Origin of the sequence: Arthrobacter mobilis (assembly GCF_012395835.1) — a bacterium.
GTDB classification, from domain to species: Bacteria; Actinomycetota; Actinomycetes; order Actinomycetales; family Micrococcaceae; genus Crystallibacter; species Crystallibacter mobilis.
The window spans coordinates 110,131-125,967 of the sequence record NZ_JAAZSQ010000004.1 but is presented as its reverse complement, the minus strand read 5'-3'; the positions used below and the strand labels follow the sequence as shown (position 1 = coordinate 125,967).

The window sequence follows — 15,837 nt, the reverse complement described above, 5'->3', positions numbered from 1 at the left end:
GGTGCACCTGGCGGTGCACCGCCTCCGGTGTTTAACGCCCGTGCGGGCTGCCGAGTCGGGCCAGCCGCACTTAATCAAAAAATTTGATGCGTTAGCCCGAAAACTTGTTATTTACGCAATAAGTCGGTGCTGTGATGATGGAAGGAGCAGGCGCCCTGGAGTGGCGCGGATCACGAAAGGAACCCAAGCAATGAGCTTGAAGCCGAAGAAGCACATGGTGCTCACGACGTTCATGCTGCCGGCCGGCTACCACAAGGACAGCTGGCGGATGGACGGCAGCCGTTCCGAGGAACTGGCCAACCTGGAGTTCGTGGCGGACCTGACCGTCATGGCCGAAAAGGCCAAACTGGACGCCGTGTTCTTCGGCGACATTGTCCACGCCAACACCGTGATGCGCGGGGACATCAAGATGAACGGCTTCTACGAGCCGATGACCGTGCTCGCCGCCTTGGCCGCCCGCACCAGGAACATCGGCCTGATCGGCACCGTCTCGACCTCCTTCAGCGAGCCGTACAACGTCGCCCGCCAGATGTGCGGCCTCGACCATATGTCCGGCGGCCGTGCCGGCTGGAACATCGTTACCTCCTCCGACGGCTTCCAGAACTTTGGAATGAAGGAGGCTCCGGATCCGGCAACCCGCTACCGCCGCGCCACCGAATTCGTCAATGTCGTCCAGCGGCTGTGGGACAGCTGGGAGGACGGCGCCGTCATCAACGACAAGCAGTCCGGCTGGTACGTGGACGCCGGGAAGATCCACCCCATCAACCACAAGGGCGAGTTCTTCGAGGTCGCCGGCCCGATCAACATGCCGCGTTCCCCGCAGGGCCGCCCCGTGCTGGTCCAGGCCGGCTCCTCCGGTCCGGGGATGGAGCTGGGCTCCTCGGTGGCGGACGGGATCTACACCGCCCAGCCCTTCAAGGAGCCCTCCGTCCAGTTCTATGCCAGGTTCAAGCAGATGGCCGCGGATAAGGGCCGCAACCCGGATGAGGTCAAGATCATCCCGGGCATCCTGCCCATCCTGGGCGACACCGAGAAGGAAGCCCTGCAGTTGGCCAATGAGCTGGCCAACCACGTCCACCTCGAGAACGGCCGCATCCAGGTGGGCGCGGACCTGAAGATGGACCTGGGCGAGCTGGACTACGACGAGCGCATTCCCGCCGAGTGGTTCTCGGATGATCCGCGGCTGGGCAGCCGCTACCAGATCTACCGCAAGAAAAGCGTGGAACTGGGCATGACGCTGCGCGAGCTGATCGTCGATCTCGCCCGCTCCACCGGCCACCAGTGGATGGCCGGTACTCCGGGCCAGGTGGCGGACCGGATGGTGGACTGGTTCGAGTCCAAGGCCTGCGACGGCTTCAACCTGAACTCACCGTTCAACCCTGGAGGCTTCCAGCTGATCTGCGACAAGCTGGTGCCCGAACTGCAGGACCGCGGCTACTTCCGCGAGGAGTACGAGGGCACCACCCTGCGCGACAACCTCGGCCTGCCGCGTCCGGCAGCAGTGGCGGAGGCCGCCGGGGCAGATTACGCCGCCGTCGGCTAAGCGGGGTTCCGGGACGAAGGTGCGACGGCGGCGGGAGCGTCCCGCCGCCGTCGTACCTTTTCCGGCGCCGCCGCCGAAGACCGGGGGCTCACAGCACGTCAGGCGGGTCCGCGCTGAAGCGTTCGGTGGCCACGTCGACCCAGGCCTGGGCCCGGGCGTTCAGCCGGGTGCTGCGCGGCCAGGCGAGCGAGACAATGGCCTGGCTCCGCGCGGCGGAGCGCGGCTGGGCCAGCGGCTTGAGCACCACGCCCAGCTCCCCGTAGGGGGCCTCCAGTTGGGGGCGCTGGAACAGCACGGCGATGCCGCGGCCGGTGGCGACCAGCGAACGGACGGTCGCGTAGCTGCGGGAGCGGTGCAGTACGTCCGGGGCCAGGCCGGCCTCCCGGTACATCTCCAGGATGCGGGTGGAAATCGGCGGGGCATCGAAGAAGATCAGCGGATCCGCCGCGACGTCCTTCAGACCCACCTCGTCTGCCGCGGCCAGCCGGTGGCCGGCGGAGAGCAGGATGTACGGATCGGCCGCGAGCAGCGCGGCGGTGCGGATGGCGGGGGAGATGTTCAGGTCGTAGAGGAAGGCGGCATCGATCGAGCCGTCCAGCAGGCGCTCCTGCAGGTCCTCGTGGTAGCCCTCGACGAAGTCCACGTCCACGTGCGGGCACTGCCTGGCGAACTCGGCCAGCATGGGCGGGATGATCGTCGGGCCCAGCGTCATGTAACAGCCGACGGTCAGCGGGCCGCGCACATTCGGGCGGTCGCCCTTGGACAGCGAGGCGATCTCGTCCGCCAGATCCAGCAGCTGGCGGGCCTGCAGCAAAACCGCCCGCCCCGTCGAGGTGAGTGTCAGGCCCTTGGACTTGCGCTTGATGCACAGCTCGGCGCCGATAATGCGTTCGAGTTCGGAGATGGACATCGAGATGGCCGAGGGCGCCATGTGCAGCCGGCGGGCCGCCTCGCTCATGGTTCCGGTCTCCGCGGCGACCACGAAGTGCCAGATCTGGCGCAGCGTGATGGCCGGGTGGCTGTTCAGGTTCATATTGTCAATTCTACTGACAATAAAGAGCGGAAATCGACAATTTACTTGAGCGGAGCGGGTTGCCAAGATGGAAAGGCGGGCCGTAACGGACTGGCCCGGTTGACCGCTGCAGGTTGGGCGGCATTGTGCGGAAGGTGCGAAGTACATCATGGATACCCGAGAGCTGTTCCTCGACCAGGCGGCGGCCATTGTCGGCGAGGAGAACGTCGTGCGTGCCGGCAAGGGCGCCGGCTACATCGACCCCTATCCGCTGAACCCGGGCCGGAACAAGTGGCCCGGGGTGCGCCCTGCCAACGTCGAGGAGGTGCAGGCACTGGTTCGGCTGGCCAACGACACCGGCGTGCCGCTGTGGACCTTCTCCCGCGGAAAGAACCTCGGCTACGGTGGTCCGGAGCCGCGCACCCAGGACATGGTGGCGCTGGACCTGGGCCGCATGAACCGTATTATCGAGGTCGACGACAAGCTCTGCTACGCGGTGGTGGAGCCGGGCGTGACCTTCTTCGACCTCTTCGAGTACATCCAGGAACGCGGGCTGAAGGTCTGGATCTCGGTCCCGGCGCTGGGCTGGGGCTCCGTGCTGGGCAACACCTTGGACCGCGGCTACGGCATGACCCCCAACGGCGACCACGTGAAGTCCCTGTGCGGCATGGAAGTGGTCCTGCCCGACGGCGACCTGGTGCGCACCGGCATGGGGGCGATGGAGGGTACCGACCTGGGGCCGCTCTTCCAGGGCGGCTTCGGCCCGACCCTGGACGGGCTGTTCACCCAGTCCAACCTCGGCGTGGTCACCAAGATCGGCCTGTGGCTGATGCCGTGGCCGGATGTTTTCATCTCCGGCGACGTGCTGGTCGAGCGTGAGGAGGACATGCCGCAGCTGATCGACATCCTCACCGAACTGCGCCGGCTGGACGTCATCCAGAACAACGCCCTCTGCGGCAATGTGGTCCGTGCCGCCACCATGAACGGCCCGCGCTCGCGCTGGTACACCGGGGAAGGCTCGATCCCGGATGAGCGGCTCGAAGAGATGCGCCACGAAATGGGCATCGGCCAGTGGAACGCCAAGTTCGCCATCTACGGGGACAAGGGCCTGGCGCTGCGCCGGCTGGAAATCATCCGGGAGCGCTTCGCGGAGCTGGAAGGCTTCGAGGTCAGGGCGCGCGTCTACGAGGGCAAGGACGGTGCCCCGGTCGCCTACGAGGACATTGCCCCGCAGGACCGGACGCAGATGGCCGGCGTGCCCACCCTGAAACCGCTGGAGACGGTGGCCTGGGCGGCCGAAAACGGCGGGCACATCGACGCCGCCCCGATCATTCCGGCCCGCGGCCAGGAGGTCTGGGACTTCTACCAGGAGGCCAAGGCCCTCTACCGCGAGTACGGGTTCGATCTCTACATCGGCTACCACCTGTACCCGCGCCACATGGTGCACGTAACCATGATCTTCTTCGAGAACGACAACGAAGAGCAGTTGGCCCGGGCCCGGGAGCTGTACGTCAAGCTGCTGCAGGCGGCCCGCCGCCGCGGCTATGCGCCCTACCGCAGCCATGTGGACTATATGGACACGATTGCCGACGGCTTCGATTACAACAACCATGCGGCCCGCCGGCTGCAGGAAAAGCTCAAGGACGCCCTGGACCCGGCCGGGGTGATTTCCCCGGGCAAGCAGGGCATCTGGCCGCGCCGCTACCGCGAAATCGCCGCGGCGGTTCCTGCCGATGAGGCCGAAGCTTCGGCCGCCTCCCGGTAACACGCCGGACACCCCTGGCGCACGCACTGCGCAAAAAGGCCGGCCGCTGGCTTCCACTGAACTGCTCCCCGGAAGTTGGACTGAGGAATTCAGTTCCGATTCCAGGGGAGCAGTTCACACCAGCGGCCGGCCCTTTATCGCCGGTAGTGCCTGCCAAGCCGGCCGGCTAAGCCGGGTGCGCGGCCGCGCGGCTGTAGGCGGCCTGTACTGCTTCGAACCGCGCGGCCACGTCCGGCAGCGTTTCCGGATGGGTGAAGACGTACAGCCCGCCCTCCCGGATGGCCCGCACCACCTGCCGGCCCACGTCCTCCGGCTCGATCACGCGCAGCGGCGGGGAGAAGTCCCGCGGCTGCGGTGCGCCGGGGTAGTGGCCGGGGCGCCGGCCGGCATTGGCGTTGATGTTCGTGCGCACGATGGCCGGGGCTAGGACGCTGATCCGGATCCGTCCTTCCTCCGCCAGCTCCTCGGCCAGCACCTCGCTGAGCGCGACGACGGCGGCCTTCGAGGCGGCATAGGCCGATGTGGCCGGTGCCGGGGCGAAGGCGGCCAGGGAGGCAGTGTTGACGATGTAGCCGCCGCCGGGGTTCTGCCGCAGCAGCGGCAGGAAGGCGGTGATCCCGTGCACCGTGCCCCAGTAGTTGATGTCCATCACCCACCTGCAGTCCGTCAGGGGCAGGTCCCCGAAGTACCCCAGCGGCCCAACCCCTGCGTTGTTCACGAGGATGTCGACGGCTCCGAACCGGGCTACGGTTGCTTCGGCCAGCCGCTCCATGCTCTCCAGGTCCGTCACATCGGTTGGGAGTCCGACGGCGCCCAGTTCCTGGGCGGCCTGCTGCAGGGCCTGTTCGTCGACGTCGGCAAGCACGACCCGGGCGCCGGCCTCGGCCAGTTCGGCCGCGATGGCCTTGCCGATGCCCGAGGCCCCTCCGGTGACGACGGCTGTCCGGTCCCGGAGGTCTTCGATCCGCTTGGGCGGTTTCTTCACATGCATCACTTCCTTGTGCTCGGTGCTCAACGGCGGGACGGGTGCTACAGGACGCTGAAACCGCCGTCCACGACCAGGGTGTGGCCGTGGACGAAGCTGGCCTTGGCGGAAGCCAGCCAGAGAGCGGCTTCAGCGATCTCGGACGGTTCCGCTGCCCGGCCCAGCGGAATGTTCCGGCCAAGTGAGGCCGCCAGCGCCGGGTTGTCGCGTTTCAGGCCCTCGATCAGCGGAGTCCGGGTGAGCCCCGGGCTGACGGCATTGATCCGGATGCCGGCGGCACCGTACTCACCAGCCGCGGCCCGGGTGAGGCCGACGACCCCATGCTTGGCGGCGGTGTAGGCGGCTGAACCCGGGTTGCCGACGATCCCCGCGACCGAGGAGACATTGACGATGGCGCCCCCGCCGTGGTTCTTCATGTGGCCGACCTCGTACTTCAGGCACAGCCACACCCCGCGCAGGTTGGTGTTCTGGACCCGTTCCCAGCCAACGCTGTCCAGCTCATCCAGCGGACCGACGGCACCGGGGACCCCGGCATTGTTCAGGGCGGCATCCAGTCCGCCGAAGCGCGCAACGGCGAACCCGATGAGCGCTTCCACATCGGATTCGGCGCTCACATCGGCGGCGAAAGAATCAGCGGTCCCGCCGGCGGCGTCGATCAGTTCCGCCGTGCCTGCCGCCGCCTGCGGGTCGACGTCCGAGGCCACCACCCGGGCGCCCTCGGCGCCGAAGGCCACGGCCGCGGCACGCCCGATCCCGCTGCCGGCGCCGGTGACCAGCACCGTCCTGTCCTGGAACAGCCCGTCACGATGCGGCATGCCGCCTGGCCTACGCACCGCTGATGTTCATGGCAACGGACTTGATCTCGGTGTAGGCCTCCACGCCCTCGCGGCCGTTCTCCTTGCCCCAGCCGGACTGCTTGAAGCCGCCAAAGGGCATGTTGGCGTCCATGCCGCCGGCGGCGTTGACGCGTACATTTCCGGCCTTGATGCGGCGGGCGAACTGGTGGGCCCTGGCGATATCCCGGGTCCAGATGGTGGAGGAGAGTCCGTAGATCGTATCGTTGGCCCGGCGGACGACGGCGGTGACGGTTTCGTCGTCGCTGAAGGTCGCGGCGGACAGCACCGGGCCGAAGATTTCCTCGCGGACCACCGTCATTTCGTGCGTGGTGTTGGCCAGCACGGTCGGCTGGAGGAAGAAGCCCCCACCGGGGACGGCGGCGCCCCCGGTGAGGACGTCGGCGCCCTGCTCGCGGCCGCTCTCGATGTAGCCGAGGATGCGGTTGCGCTGCTGCTCGGAAATGACCGGTCCCAGCTGGGTCTGCGGGTCGAGTCCGGGGCCGATCCTCAGGGACTGTGCCTTGGCCGCGATTCCGGCGAGGACCTCGTCGGCCACCGTTTCGTGGACGTAGAGCCGGGATCCGGCGGCGCAGACCTGGCCGGTGTTGCCGAAGATGCTCATGGCCGCGCCCTCGACGGCGCGCTCGAGGTCGGCGTCGGGGTAGATGACCACCGGGGACTTGCCTCCCAGTTCGAGCGAGACGCGCTTGAGGTTCCCGGCGCAGGAGGCCAGCAGGTGCTTGCCCACGGCGGTCGAACCGGTGAAGGAGATCTTGTCCACCTGCGGGTGGTCGGCGATCCGCTGGCCGGCGACGGCGCCCAGCCCTTGGACGATGTTCAGCACGCCGGGCGGGAATCCCGCCTCCAGGGCCAGTTCGCCCAACCGCACGGCGGTCAGCGGGGTCAGCTCCGCCGGCTTGAGCACCACCGTGCAGCCGGCGGCCAGGGCCGGGGCCAGCTTTGCCGCGGTAATGGCCAGCGGGCTGTTCCACGGCACGATCAAACCGACGACGCCGACAGGTTCCCGCAGCGTGTATGCATGCCAGTCCCCGGGCAGGGAGACCTCGCGGGTTTCGCCGTTGAGTTTCGTGGCCCAGCCGGCGTTGTAGCGGAAGGACTCGGCGGCCCCGCGCACCTCGAACATTTTGGCGATACCGAGCGGCTTGCCGGTATTGAGCGTTTCCAGCATGGCCAGCTCGTCCGCCGCCGCCTCCACGGCTTCGCCCAGCTTCCAGAGCAGCTTCGCCCGCTCCGCAGGAGCCATCGCCGGCCAGGGCCCCTCATCGAAGGCGCGGCGGGCCCCTGCCACCGCCCGGTCGACGTCCTCCTGGCCTGCGGACGCGGACTCGACCAAGGCCTCTCCCGTCGACGGGTCGACGACGGACAGCGGTTCTCCAGTGCCTTCAACCCATTCCCCGTCGATGAGCAGGCGGAGCGGGCGGCTGAGAACCTCCGGAGTCGGAGCGGACGTCAGGGTCTGTTCAACGGACATGGGAGCCCTTTCAGGAAAGCGGTCGCAAGCAATATTTTCTGTGACGCTTGCCACAAGATGAACACAAAGATACATTGTTTTTGGAATTGTGCATTCATGAACCAGCTCGATGAGGAGATCCTCGATGGAAAAGAAGTTCCGTAGCTACCGCAAGGCACGCATCCTGGCCCCGGTTGTCGCCGCCATGGCGGCCCTGTCGCTCGCCGCGTGCGAGGGTTCCCCGGGCGCAGGTGCAGCAGGCGCCGGCGAGGACGGCGGAAAGTCCTCGATCAGGCTGGTGGTGGCGCCGATCCACTTCGAGACCGCCTACATCGCCGAGCAGCAGGGCTACTTCGACGAAGCCGGGCTGGACGTGGAGATTGTGACCGGTGCGGATCCGGCGGCCAACCTGGCCATGGCGGTCAGCGGCGAAGCCGATATCACCACCGGCTCGTGGATTTCGGTGGCCACCTCCGCTTCCAAGGGCGTCCCGGTCACGGTGATCTCCGGCAACGGCATCGTCGATCCGGAGACGGCCAACTCCGGCATCCTGGTCAATCCGGACTCGGGCCTCAAGACAATCGCCGACCTCAAGGGCAAGACGATCGGTGTTGTGGGGGTCAAGACCGGCAGCGACATCCCGGTGCTGCAGGCCATCGAGGATGCGGGCCTGAAGGTGGAGGACATCAAGGAAGTGGCCATCCCCTATTCCGGGATGCAGGCGGCGATCGAGCAGAAGACGGTCGATGCAGTGGTGCCCGCCGATACCTTCTACCACCAGATGATCGATGCCGGCTACACGAGCATTGCCAATCCGGTCCTCGACTACCAGGCGAATATGCCGGTGACGGTCTGGACGGCGACGAAGGAATGGGTTGCCGCCAACCCCGGGACGGCGGAAAAGTTCAACGACGCCATGGAGAAGGCCGCAGAGTTCTACTCCGACAAAGCGAACATCGACGAGGTCAAGGCATTGACCGCGGAGGTGAACCAGGTGGACGTATCCCAGGTCGATGCCGGCAATTACGTCCCGGTCAGCGTGGCCGTCAACACCACGACAGGCCAGGCCGGAATCGACGCGATGGAGCATTTCGGCCTCGTCAAGGATCCGATCACCGCCGAGGAGCTCCTGTGGGACAAAGCCCCCCGGACTTCGAAGTGACGTACCGGCAACCGGCACGCAAAAGAGCGATGGGGGACACCCATGAGTAACCAAGCGCGGACCGTGGATCCGGGGCTGGCTCTGCAGCGTCTGCTGGCAGTCGCCGTGCTGCTGGCAGTCTGGCAGGTGGTGGTTTTCAGCGGCGTGCTGCCGTCCATGACCCCGGGCGTGGTCGAAATCGCGGCGGCGATCGGCAGCACCATCACCTCCGCCGTCTTCTGGGCCTCCCTGGGCAAGACCATGCTGGCGGCCCTGAGCGGCTGGCTGATCGCTGTCGCCGCTGGCACCGGCCTGGGGCTGTTGGTCGGGTCCCTTCCCCGGCTGGACCGGTCCTCGTCGATCCTGATCGACTTCGGACGTTCCTTCCCGGTGCTGGCGCTGATGCCGGTGGTCATCATGATGCTCGGCTCCAACACCCGGATGGAAATCGTGGTCGTCGCGCTGTCCTGCCTCTGGCCCGTGCTGGTGCAGACCATCTACGGGGCCCGGCGCCAGGAGGCGGCGGTTGTGGACACCGTCAGGACCTTCAGGATTCCGAAGCTGTTGTGGTTCCGCCGCGTCCTGCTGCCCGGGGCAATGCCGTTCATCGCCACCGGCATCCGCATCTCGGCCTCGATCTCCATCCTTGTCGCGGTAGGTGTGGAGGTGCTGAGCCAGGCACCCGGCATCGGGCGGCAGATCACCCTGGCGCAGCAGGCCCAGCACTGGGACAAGGCGTTTGCATACCTGTTCTTCGCCGGGCTGGTGGGCTGGGGAATCGCCCTGCTGCTTCAGACCGCCGAAGCACGACTCCTCAAGTGGAACAGGCAGGCCAATGGCTGAGACCGCAGTATCAACCAGACCGGACAACGCCCGGCGCCGGACCCGCACGGTCCGCACGGGAACCTCGCCCGCGGCGCGGCTGCTCGAACGCAGCTGGCTGATCGCCGTCGTCTTTATCCTGTGGTGGGTCCTGTCCGCCCGGAGCACGAACTTCTTTGTGCCCTCGCTGCAGGAAATCCTCGCGGTGCTGGCCCGTGACCTGTCCAGCGGGGTGATCCCGGATGGGGCGGCCTACAGTTTGACCAATCTCGCTGCCGGGCTGCTGCTGGCGGTGGCCGTCGGCATCGTTCTGGGACTCATCCTGGGCGAGGCCAACCGGCTGCGGCAGGTCGTGGACCCGGTCATCCACTTCTTCCGTTCGGTTCCGCAGGCCGCCCTCGTGCCGCTGATCATCGGCGCCTTCGGCATGGGGCAGGGTCCCAAGATCTATACGATTGCCTTCGCCTGTATGTGGCCCGTCCTGCTCAACACCATCGACGGCGTCCTGGGTGTGGAGCCGACGGTGCGGCGGTTTGCCAAGGTGTACCGGATTCCGCCGGGCCTCTACTTCCGGCGGGTGGTCCTGCCCGCGGCCCTGCCGCAGATTGTGGCCGGCGTCCGGGTTGCCCTGCCGATCGGCATTACCGTGATGGTGGTCAGCGAACTGTTCGCCGCCACCCGCGGACTGGGCTTCTACATCCTGAATTCATCGGCAACATTCCAGGTGCCCGAAACCTGGGCAGGGGCGCTCTTCGTCGGCGTCATCGGCTACATCCTCTCGGTGGCATTCGTGCTGTGCGAGCGGCGCATCCTGCGCTGGTACATCAAGTCGGGTGCCAAATGAGCAAGCTAACTGCCTCCGGGCCAAATTCCGAGCAAGTATCTGAGCAACTAGGAGCTTCCATGTCCCTGCAGACGGCCCACAGCCCGGCCCGGCGAGCCACGGAACAGTTGATGCAGGTCCGCGGGCTGACCATGAGCTACGGCTCCGGAGCCGCGGAGAACAAGATCCTGCAGGACCTGGACCTGGACGTCAGGGCCGGGGAGTTCGTCTCCATTGTCGGCCCGTCCGGTGTCGGCAAGACCACGCTGCTGCGCTGCCTGTCCGGCCTGCTGGCGCCCAAGGCGGGCACCATCTCCGTGGGCGGCCAGCAGATCACCGGGCCGCACCCGGACCTGGCGGTGGTCTTTCAGGACTACAGCCGCTCACTCCTGCCCTGGATGAGCACGCGGGAGAACGTCGCCTTCCCGCTGCAGGGCAAGGGGATGGGCAAGGCTGAGCGGAACGCGCTCGCGGACCGGAACCTGGCCGCCGTCGGGCTCGCCGGGCAGGGGGACAAGTATCCGTGGGAGATGTCGGGCGGGATGCAGCAGCGTGTCGCGATCGCGCGGGCTCTGGCCTACAACGCCAAGGTGCTGCTCATGGACGAGCCCTTCGCGTCCGTGGATGCCCAGACCCGCTTCGACCTGGAGGACCTGGTCATCGACCTGCACACCAACCTCGGGGTCACGGTCATCCTGGTGACCCACGACATCGACGAGGCCCTCTACCTGGCGGACAAGGTAGTGGTGATCGCCGAGAAGCCGGCCACCGTCGTCGACGTCATCGAGACCAACTTCGGCGAGGTCCGCGACCAGGTGGAGACCAAGGCCGATCCCCGCTTTGCCGAGGCGCGTGCCCGCATCCTGCACCGCCTGCGGGACCACTAGGGTAGGGGTTGGGGCAGGCCCTGCGTCTCGCTGGCACGCCACGCAGGGACCCCGCTGCCCCACTCCTGGTGGCTTCATACAGAGGCCTGCCTCCGCCGGAACCACGTCCGGTGGAGGCAGGCCCTTTAATTGCCCCTAGGCGCCCGCAGGCACTGTGCCCACGGCCTTTTCGAGTCCGACCTCACCGGCCTTGCGGACGGCGTCCATGGTGGTCTCGTAGTGGCGGCGCAGCAGCTTGGCGGCAGCGGGCGCGTCCCGCTTGAGGACGGCGGCCAGAATGTCGCGGTGCTCCTGCTCGATGTCCCGTTTGGCTTCGCGCGTGGCGACACCTGCCCAGCGCCCATAGAGCTGGGCGATGTCCGAGAGCGTGCAGGTGAGGTCGATCAGGACGGGTACGCCGCAGGCTTCCATCAGCTTGGCATGGAACGCCTGGTGGGCGTTGTTCCACTCCTGGGTGTGCTGGGACGGGTCCTCGGCACGCCGGCGCGGGGTGCGCTCCAGCGTATGGTGGACGGCGATGAGCTCGGACTCCCAGTTCAGGTCGCCGCGCTGGATCGCCAGGGTGATGCCGAATTCCTCGTTCACGCACCGGAGTTCGGTGATGTCCTCGAGCTCGGCCAGCGAAATCGGGGGGACAAAGAAGCCGCGGTTGGGCTTGAGCTGGACCAGGCGGTCGCCGACCAGCCGGGTGAGTGCCTCCCGGATGACGGTGCTGCTGGTCTGGTAATGCTCCGAGAGCGCGGTCAGCTGGAGCTTCTCCCCGGGGGACCAGCGGCCGCCGAGGATGTCCCTGCGCAGCGCATCCCTGATGTGCTTGCTCAGTGTCTCGGAGTCAGTGCGCTTTGCCATGGGATGATTCTACATTCTCCTATTGACGCACGGCTTAGGGCAGCGATTATGCATTATCTGTTGACTTATGCAAACCTTTGGCTAGACTGGTTGCAGGCCCCATGAAGAGATGCGGATCACAGCCGGACGGGCGGGTCCTGCCGCTTCCATGCCGATCCATCCGCAAGACCAAGGAGAACAGCCGTGACCAGCTCCCTTACCGAAGTGCGCGTCGAGGACGCCGTCGATGACCTGTATTGGCGGGACCGGTACGAGCCCATCACCGAAGATGATGCGTTCCTGCGCCGGATCGTGGAGACGAGCGATCTTCCCGCGCTGATGGTGGCGCTGGCCGCGGTTACCGGCGACTTCTCCTTGCTGCGCGAGGATCTGCGGCCGCCGCAGCCGCCGGCCGACATCATCGGCGAGCCGCACGGCGGCATGAGCCCCGGGCAGCAGGCCACTGCCCGGGAGCTGGCCTTCGATGCCCTCAAACGTGTACGCGACGAGCAGCTCACCAGCGTGGGCCTGCTGACCGAGGAACAGGCTGAAGACATCCTGACCTGGATCACCAATGCGGCCAACCCCGAATACCACCCGATGCTCATGCACGATATGGCGCTCGTCGAGGGCAGGAGCGGCAGGCCGGACTGGAACTTCGCCGAGGTGTCCGCGGGCCGCGACTTCAGCGTCGCCGTCATTGGCTCGGGCGTCTCCGGGATGGCCGCGGCATACCGGCTGAAGCAGGCAGGAATTCCGTACACCGTGTTCGAGAAGGGCCACACCGTCGGCGGCACCTGGTGGAAGAACACCTACCCGGGCGTGCGGCTGGACACCCCGAACTACGCCTACAGCTTCTCCTTCGCGCAGCGCGACGACTGGCCCCAGCAGTTCTCCCAAGGCCCGGAGATCTACCGCTACACCTGTGAAGTCGCCCGCCGCGGCGGGATCACGGACAATATCGTCTTCAACACCGAGGTCACCTCCGCCGCCTACGACGAGGCGAGTGGGTTCTGGAACGTGGAAACCGTCGACAAGGACGGCAACACCGGAACCCGCCGGTTCAACGCGGTGATTTCCGCCGTCGGCCAGCTGGACCGCCCCAAGTACCCGGACGTGCCCGGACGCGAAGACTTTGGCGGGATCCAGATGCACTCGGCCGAATGGGACAACAGCGTCGACGTCACCGGCAAGCGCGTGGCCGTCATCGGCACCGGTGCCAGCGCCTACCAAATCGTGCCGGCGATCGTGGACCAGGTCTCTTCGCTCACAGTCTTCCAGCGCAGCTCCCCGTGGATGCTGCCGACCAAGGGCTACTACGACGACATGCCGGACTCCGTGCAGTGGCTGGTGCGGAAGCTGCCGCACTACGGTCAGTGGCTGCGCTTCTGGCAGCACTGGCTCGGCGTCGAGGGCCGCCAGCACACCACTGTCGCCGATCCCGGCTGGGGCAAGCCGGGCAGCGTCTCCGCCGTCAACGAGCGGGTCCGCCAGCAGCTGACCGCGCTGCTGGCCAGGCAGTACGAGGACCGCCCGGACCTGCTGGCGAAGGTCACCCCGGACTATATCGTCGGCGGAAAGCGCATGCTGCGCGACAACGGTGTCTGGGCGCAGTCGCTGAAGAAGCCGCAGACCACCCTGGTCACCGAAGGCATGGAGAAGATGGTCCCGGAGGGCATCGTCACCAAGGACGGCGTGCTCCATGAGGTGGACATGATCATCTACGCCACCGGCTTCCAGGCCTCGGAGTTCCTCGAGCCGCTGAAGGTCACCGGCCGGCACGGCACGGACCTCCACGAGTACTGGGGCGGCGACGCCAAGGCCTTTGCCGGGCTGACGGTGCCGAACTTCCCCAACCTGTTCATCATCACCGGTCCGAACACAGGCCACGTGGTCAACGGCAGCCTCTACTCGATGATCGAGTACGGCGTGGAGTACATCCTCGAGGCGCTGCGGATCATCCTGGCGGAGAACCTCAAGGGCCTGGACCTCAGGCAGGAGGTCCTGGATGCCTTTGTGGCGGACCTCGACGCCGCCAGCGCCACCAAGGCCTGGGGCCATCCCAGCGTGAAAACCTGGTACAAGAACAAGTTCGGCAGGGTCTCCCAGGTCTGGCCGTACCCGGTGCTGGACTTCTGGAAGATCACCCGCGAAGTCAAGCTCGACGACTACAACAAGCTGGCATGAGCGGCACTACCGGACTGGCTGCGGGACCCGGCACCGGACCGGGTGTCGGGCCCGTCAGCCAACGCGTCCGGCCCGCTACCCGCGTGGCAGGCCTGGCCGCGGATGTCTCCGGCGGCACCGTACGGGCCCTCGGCATCCACTACGGTGCACGCCTCGACGCGGCTGACCGCTTCAGTCCTCTTGGTGGCCCGTCCCCGGAGCTGGTCCAGTCCGAGCCGGCGGCGTTCCCGCAGGCCCCCGGATCCCTGGACTGGCTGCTTGGTCCGGCACTGATGGAGCTGCCGCAGCACGAGGACGCGTTCCAGCTGAACGTGTGGGCCCCGCTGGACGCCCGGGACGCCCCGGTGCTGGTCTACCTGCCGGGCGGCGCGTTCATCAGCGGCGCCGGCACCGTCCGCTGGTACGACGGCGAACGGCTCGCCCGGGAGGGTGGCGCCGTCGTCGTCACGATCAACTACCGCCTGGGCGCGCTCGGGCTCATCGGTGATGGACAGCGGCCCTCGAACCTGGCGGTCGGGGACATCCTGCAGGCGCTGCGCTGGGTGCAGGGAAACATCAGCCGTTTCGGCGGGGACCCGGCACAGGTGACTCTGGCCGGGCAGTCGGCCGGCGCGTTCTACGCCTACCTGCTCAGCCAGCTGCCGCAGGCCAAGGGCCTGTTCCGGCGCACCGCCCTGCTGAGCCTGGCCTGGCAGCCGCCGCTGACGCCCGCCGAATACGCCGAACGCTACCGGCTGCTGGTTGAAGCGCTCGGCGAGGACGCGCCTGGCCTGGCGGAGGTGCCGGCCGGCGCCCTGCTGCGGGCCCAGGGGGCGGTCTCCAAGGCTTACGCCGGACGCGGACTGGGCCTGATGCCCGCTGCGGACTCCACGGTGCCTGCGGATTTGTTCGATTTCGCCGCAGCTGCCGGGCGCCTGCACGTGTCCGAGCTGCTGCTGAGCACCACCCAGGACGAGGCCGCCGCCTTCCTGAAGGCGGTGCCCGTGGCTGCCGTGACGCCCGGGCAGCTGGCCGGCTTCGTCGCCGGACATTTCGAGGATGCGCCGGCAACCCTGGCCTGGCTGGAGGAAAAGCTGCCCGGAGCCACCTGCCACGCGAAGCTGGTCGAGGCGATGAGTTTGCACCAGCTGCGCCTGGCGGCGTTCGAACTCGCCGGGCACGCCCGCGCCGCCGGCGTGGATGCATCCGTGGCACGTTTCGCGGTGGCCAGCCCGCTGGAGGGGGCCGGCAGCGCGCATTGCTTCGAGGTCCCGTTCCTCTTCGGCAACCGGGAGCAGTGGGCGGACGCTCCGATGCTGCTGGGCGTCCCGGAGGCGGTGTTCGAGGAAGCGGGTGCGGCCCTGCGCGGCCTGCTGCTTGGCTTCGTGGCCGACGGCAGGGCGAGGACGGACGACGGCGGTGTGCTGCCGTCGTTCGATCCGGCGCTCCCGCAGGCCTACCGGATCGGCGCGGACGGCGCCGGATTCATCCCCGCGGAGCCAGACCTGGCGCCACGGCGCTGACAGGCACCATCCGGGTGCGAAGAGGCGGCCCTCCT

General features: G+C 67.4%; 13 protein-coding genes. 8 read left to right on the top strand and 5 right to left on the bottom strand.

Annotated elements, in window-relative coordinates; genetic code table 11:
- Positions 1-190 precede the first annotated feature (190 nt).
- Positions 191-1,543 (top strand): LLM class flavin-dependent oxidoreductase, encoded by a 1,353-nt coding sequence (locus tag HGG74_RS06610; RefSeq protein ID WP_168485562.1) that lies wholly within the window; start codon positions 191-193, stop codon positions 1,541-1,543.
- 88 nt (positions 1,544-1,631) lie between these two features.
- Here HGG74_RS06610 and HGG74_RS06605 read toward each other — a convergent pair whose 3' ends face one another.
- Positions 1,632-2,576, bottom strand: a complete 945-nt coding sequence (locus HGG74_RS06605) for a LysR family transcriptional regulator (RefSeq protein WP_168485561.1) — start codon at positions 2,574-2,576, stop codon at positions 1,632-1,634.
- Between the two features lie 148 nt (positions 2,577-2,724).
- Between HGG74_RS06605 and HGG74_RS06600 the strand changes: the two genes are divergently transcribed.
- Complete coding sequence (locus tag HGG74_RS06600; RefSeq protein WP_168485560.1) at positions 2,725-4,320, top strand: FAD-binding oxidoreductase; 1,596 nt, start codon at positions 2,725-2,727, stop codon at positions 4,318-4,320.
- Between the two features lie 166 nt (positions 4,321-4,486).
- Here HGG74_RS06600 and HGG74_RS06595 read toward each other — a convergent pair whose 3' ends face one another.
- Genes HGG74_RS06595 through HGG74_RS06585 form a run of 3 tightly spaced genes read right to left on the bottom strand, consistent with a single transcriptional unit; the run spans position 4,487 to position 7,633 of the window.
- Positions 4,487-5,305, bottom strand: coding sequence for an SDR family NAD(P)-dependent oxidoreductase (locus tag HGG74_RS06595; RefSeq protein WP_205761501.1), 819 nt, complete (start codon positions 5,303-5,305; stop codon positions 4,487-4,489).
- A 44-nt stretch (positions 5,306-5,349) separates the two neighbouring features.
- Positions 5,350-6,120 carry an SDR family NAD(P)-dependent oxidoreductase gene (locus HGG74_RS06590; RefSeq protein ID WP_168485558.1) on the bottom strand — a complete coding sequence of 257 codons (771 nt, stop codon included), beginning with the start codon at positions 6,118-6,120 and terminating at the stop codon, positions 5,350-5,352.
- 10 nt (positions 6,121-6,130) lie between these two features.
- Complete coding sequence (locus tag HGG74_RS06585; RefSeq protein WP_168485557.1) at positions 6,131-7,633, bottom strand: aldehyde dehydrogenase family protein; 1,503 nt, start codon at positions 7,631-7,633, stop codon at positions 6,131-6,133.
- Positions 7,634-7,757: 124 nt separating this feature from the next.
- Between HGG74_RS06585 and HGG74_RS06580 the strand changes: the two genes are divergently transcribed.
- From HGG74_RS06580 to HGG74_RS06565, 4 genes are read left to right on the top strand one after another with little or no spacing between them, the layout of a single operon-like run.
- On the top strand, positions 7,758-8,774 hold the full coding sequence (locus HGG74_RS06580) for an ABC transporter substrate-binding protein (protein ID WP_168485556.1): 1,017 nt from the start codon (positions 7,758-7,760) through the stop codon (positions 8,772-8,774).
- Positions 8,775-8,816: 42 nt separating this feature from the next.
- Complete coding sequence (locus tag HGG74_RS06575; RefSeq protein WP_168485555.1) at positions 8,817-9,596, top strand: ABC transporter permease; 780 nt, start codon at positions 8,817-8,819, stop codon at positions 9,594-9,596.
- Complete coding sequence (locus tag HGG74_RS06570; protein WP_168485554.1) at positions 9,589-10,419, top strand: ABC transporter permease; 831 nt, start codon at positions 9,589-9,591, stop codon at positions 10,417-10,419. Before HGG74_RS06575 ends, HGG74_RS06570 begins: the two co-directional genes overlap by 8 nt.
- Before the next feature lie 59 nt (positions 10,420-10,478).
- The gene (locus HGG74_RS06565; RefSeq protein WP_168485553.1) at positions 10,479-11,285 is read left to right on the top strand and encodes an ABC transporter ATP-binding protein; all 807 of its coding nucleotides are present in this window, start codon (positions 10,479-10,481) and stop codon (positions 11,283-11,285) included.
- 135 nt (positions 11,286-11,420) lie between these two features.
- On the opposite strand, the gene HGG74_RS06560 is transcribed toward HGG74_RS06565, so the two are convergent.
- Positions 11,421-12,134, bottom strand: a complete 714-nt coding sequence (locus HGG74_RS06560) for a GntR family transcriptional regulator (RefSeq protein WP_168485552.1) — start codon at positions 12,132-12,134, stop codon at positions 11,421-11,423.
- Positions 12,135-12,317: 183 nt separating this feature from the next.
- Between HGG74_RS06560 and HGG74_RS06555 the strand changes: the two genes are divergently transcribed.
- The gene (locus HGG74_RS06555) at positions 12,318-14,300 is read left to right on the top strand and encodes a flavin-containing monooxygenase (protein ID WP_205761499.1); all 1,983 of its coding nucleotides are present in this window, start codon (positions 12,318-12,320) and stop codon (positions 14,298-14,300) included.
- Positions 14,297-15,802 carry a carboxylesterase family protein gene (locus tag HGG74_RS06550; RefSeq protein WP_168485551.1) on the top strand — a complete coding sequence of 502 codons (1,506 nt, stop codon included), beginning with the start codon at positions 14,297-14,299 and terminating at the stop codon, positions 15,800-15,802. The genes HGG74_RS06555 and HGG74_RS06550 overlap by 4 nt, the downstream gene beginning before the upstream one ends.
- The last annotated feature ends 35 nt before the right edge of the window (positions 15,803-15,837 follow it).

What these genes read in the sequence shown, in the direction of transcription:
- HGG74_RS06550 (WP_168485551.1), top strand. Translation starts at nt 14,297, where the DNA reads ATGAGCGGCACTACCGGACTGGCTGCGGGACCCGGCACCGGACCGGGT.
- HGG74_RS06565 (WP_168485553.1), top strand. Translation starts at nt 10,479, where the DNA reads ATGTCCCTGCAGACGGCCCACAGCCCGGCCCGGCGAGCCACGGAACAG.
- HGG74_RS06580 (WP_168485556.1), top strand. Translation starts at nt 7,758, where the DNA reads ATGGAAAAGAAGTTCCGTAGCTACCGCAAGGCACGCATCCTGGCCCCG.
- HGG74_RS06585 (WP_168485557.1), bottom strand. Translation starts at nt 7,633, where the DNA reads ATGTCCGTTGAACAGACCCTGACGTCCGCTCCGACTCCGGAGGTTCTC.
- HGG74_RS06560 (WP_168485552.1), bottom strand. Translation starts at nt 12,134, where the DNA reads ATGGCAAAGCGCACTGACTCCGAGACACTGAGCAAGCACATCAGGGAT.
- HGG74_RS06600 (WP_168485560.1), top strand. Translation starts at nt 2,725, where the DNA reads ATGGATACCCGAGAGCTGTTCCTCGACCAGGCGGCGGCCATTGTCGGC.
- HGG74_RS06570 (WP_168485554.1), top strand. Translation starts at nt 9,589, where the DNA reads ATGGCTGAGACCGCAGTATCAACCAGACCGGACAACGCCCGGCGCCGG.
- HGG74_RS06575 (WP_168485555.1), top strand. Translation starts at nt 8,817, where the DNA reads ATGAGTAACCAAGCGCGGACCGTGGATCCGGGGCTGGCTCTGCAGCGT.
- HGG74_RS06605 (WP_168485561.1), bottom strand. Translation starts at nt 2,576, where the DNA reads ATGAACCTGAACAGCCACCCGGCCATCACGCTGCGCCAGATCTGGCAC.
- HGG74_RS06610 (WP_168485562.1), top strand. Translation starts at nt 191, where the DNA reads ATGAGCTTGAAGCCGAAGAAGCACATGGTGCTCACGACGTTCATGCTG.
- HGG74_RS06590 (WP_168485558.1), bottom strand. Translation starts at nt 6,120, where the DNA reads ATGCCGCATCGTGACGGGCTGTTCCAGGACAGGACGGTGCTGGTCACC.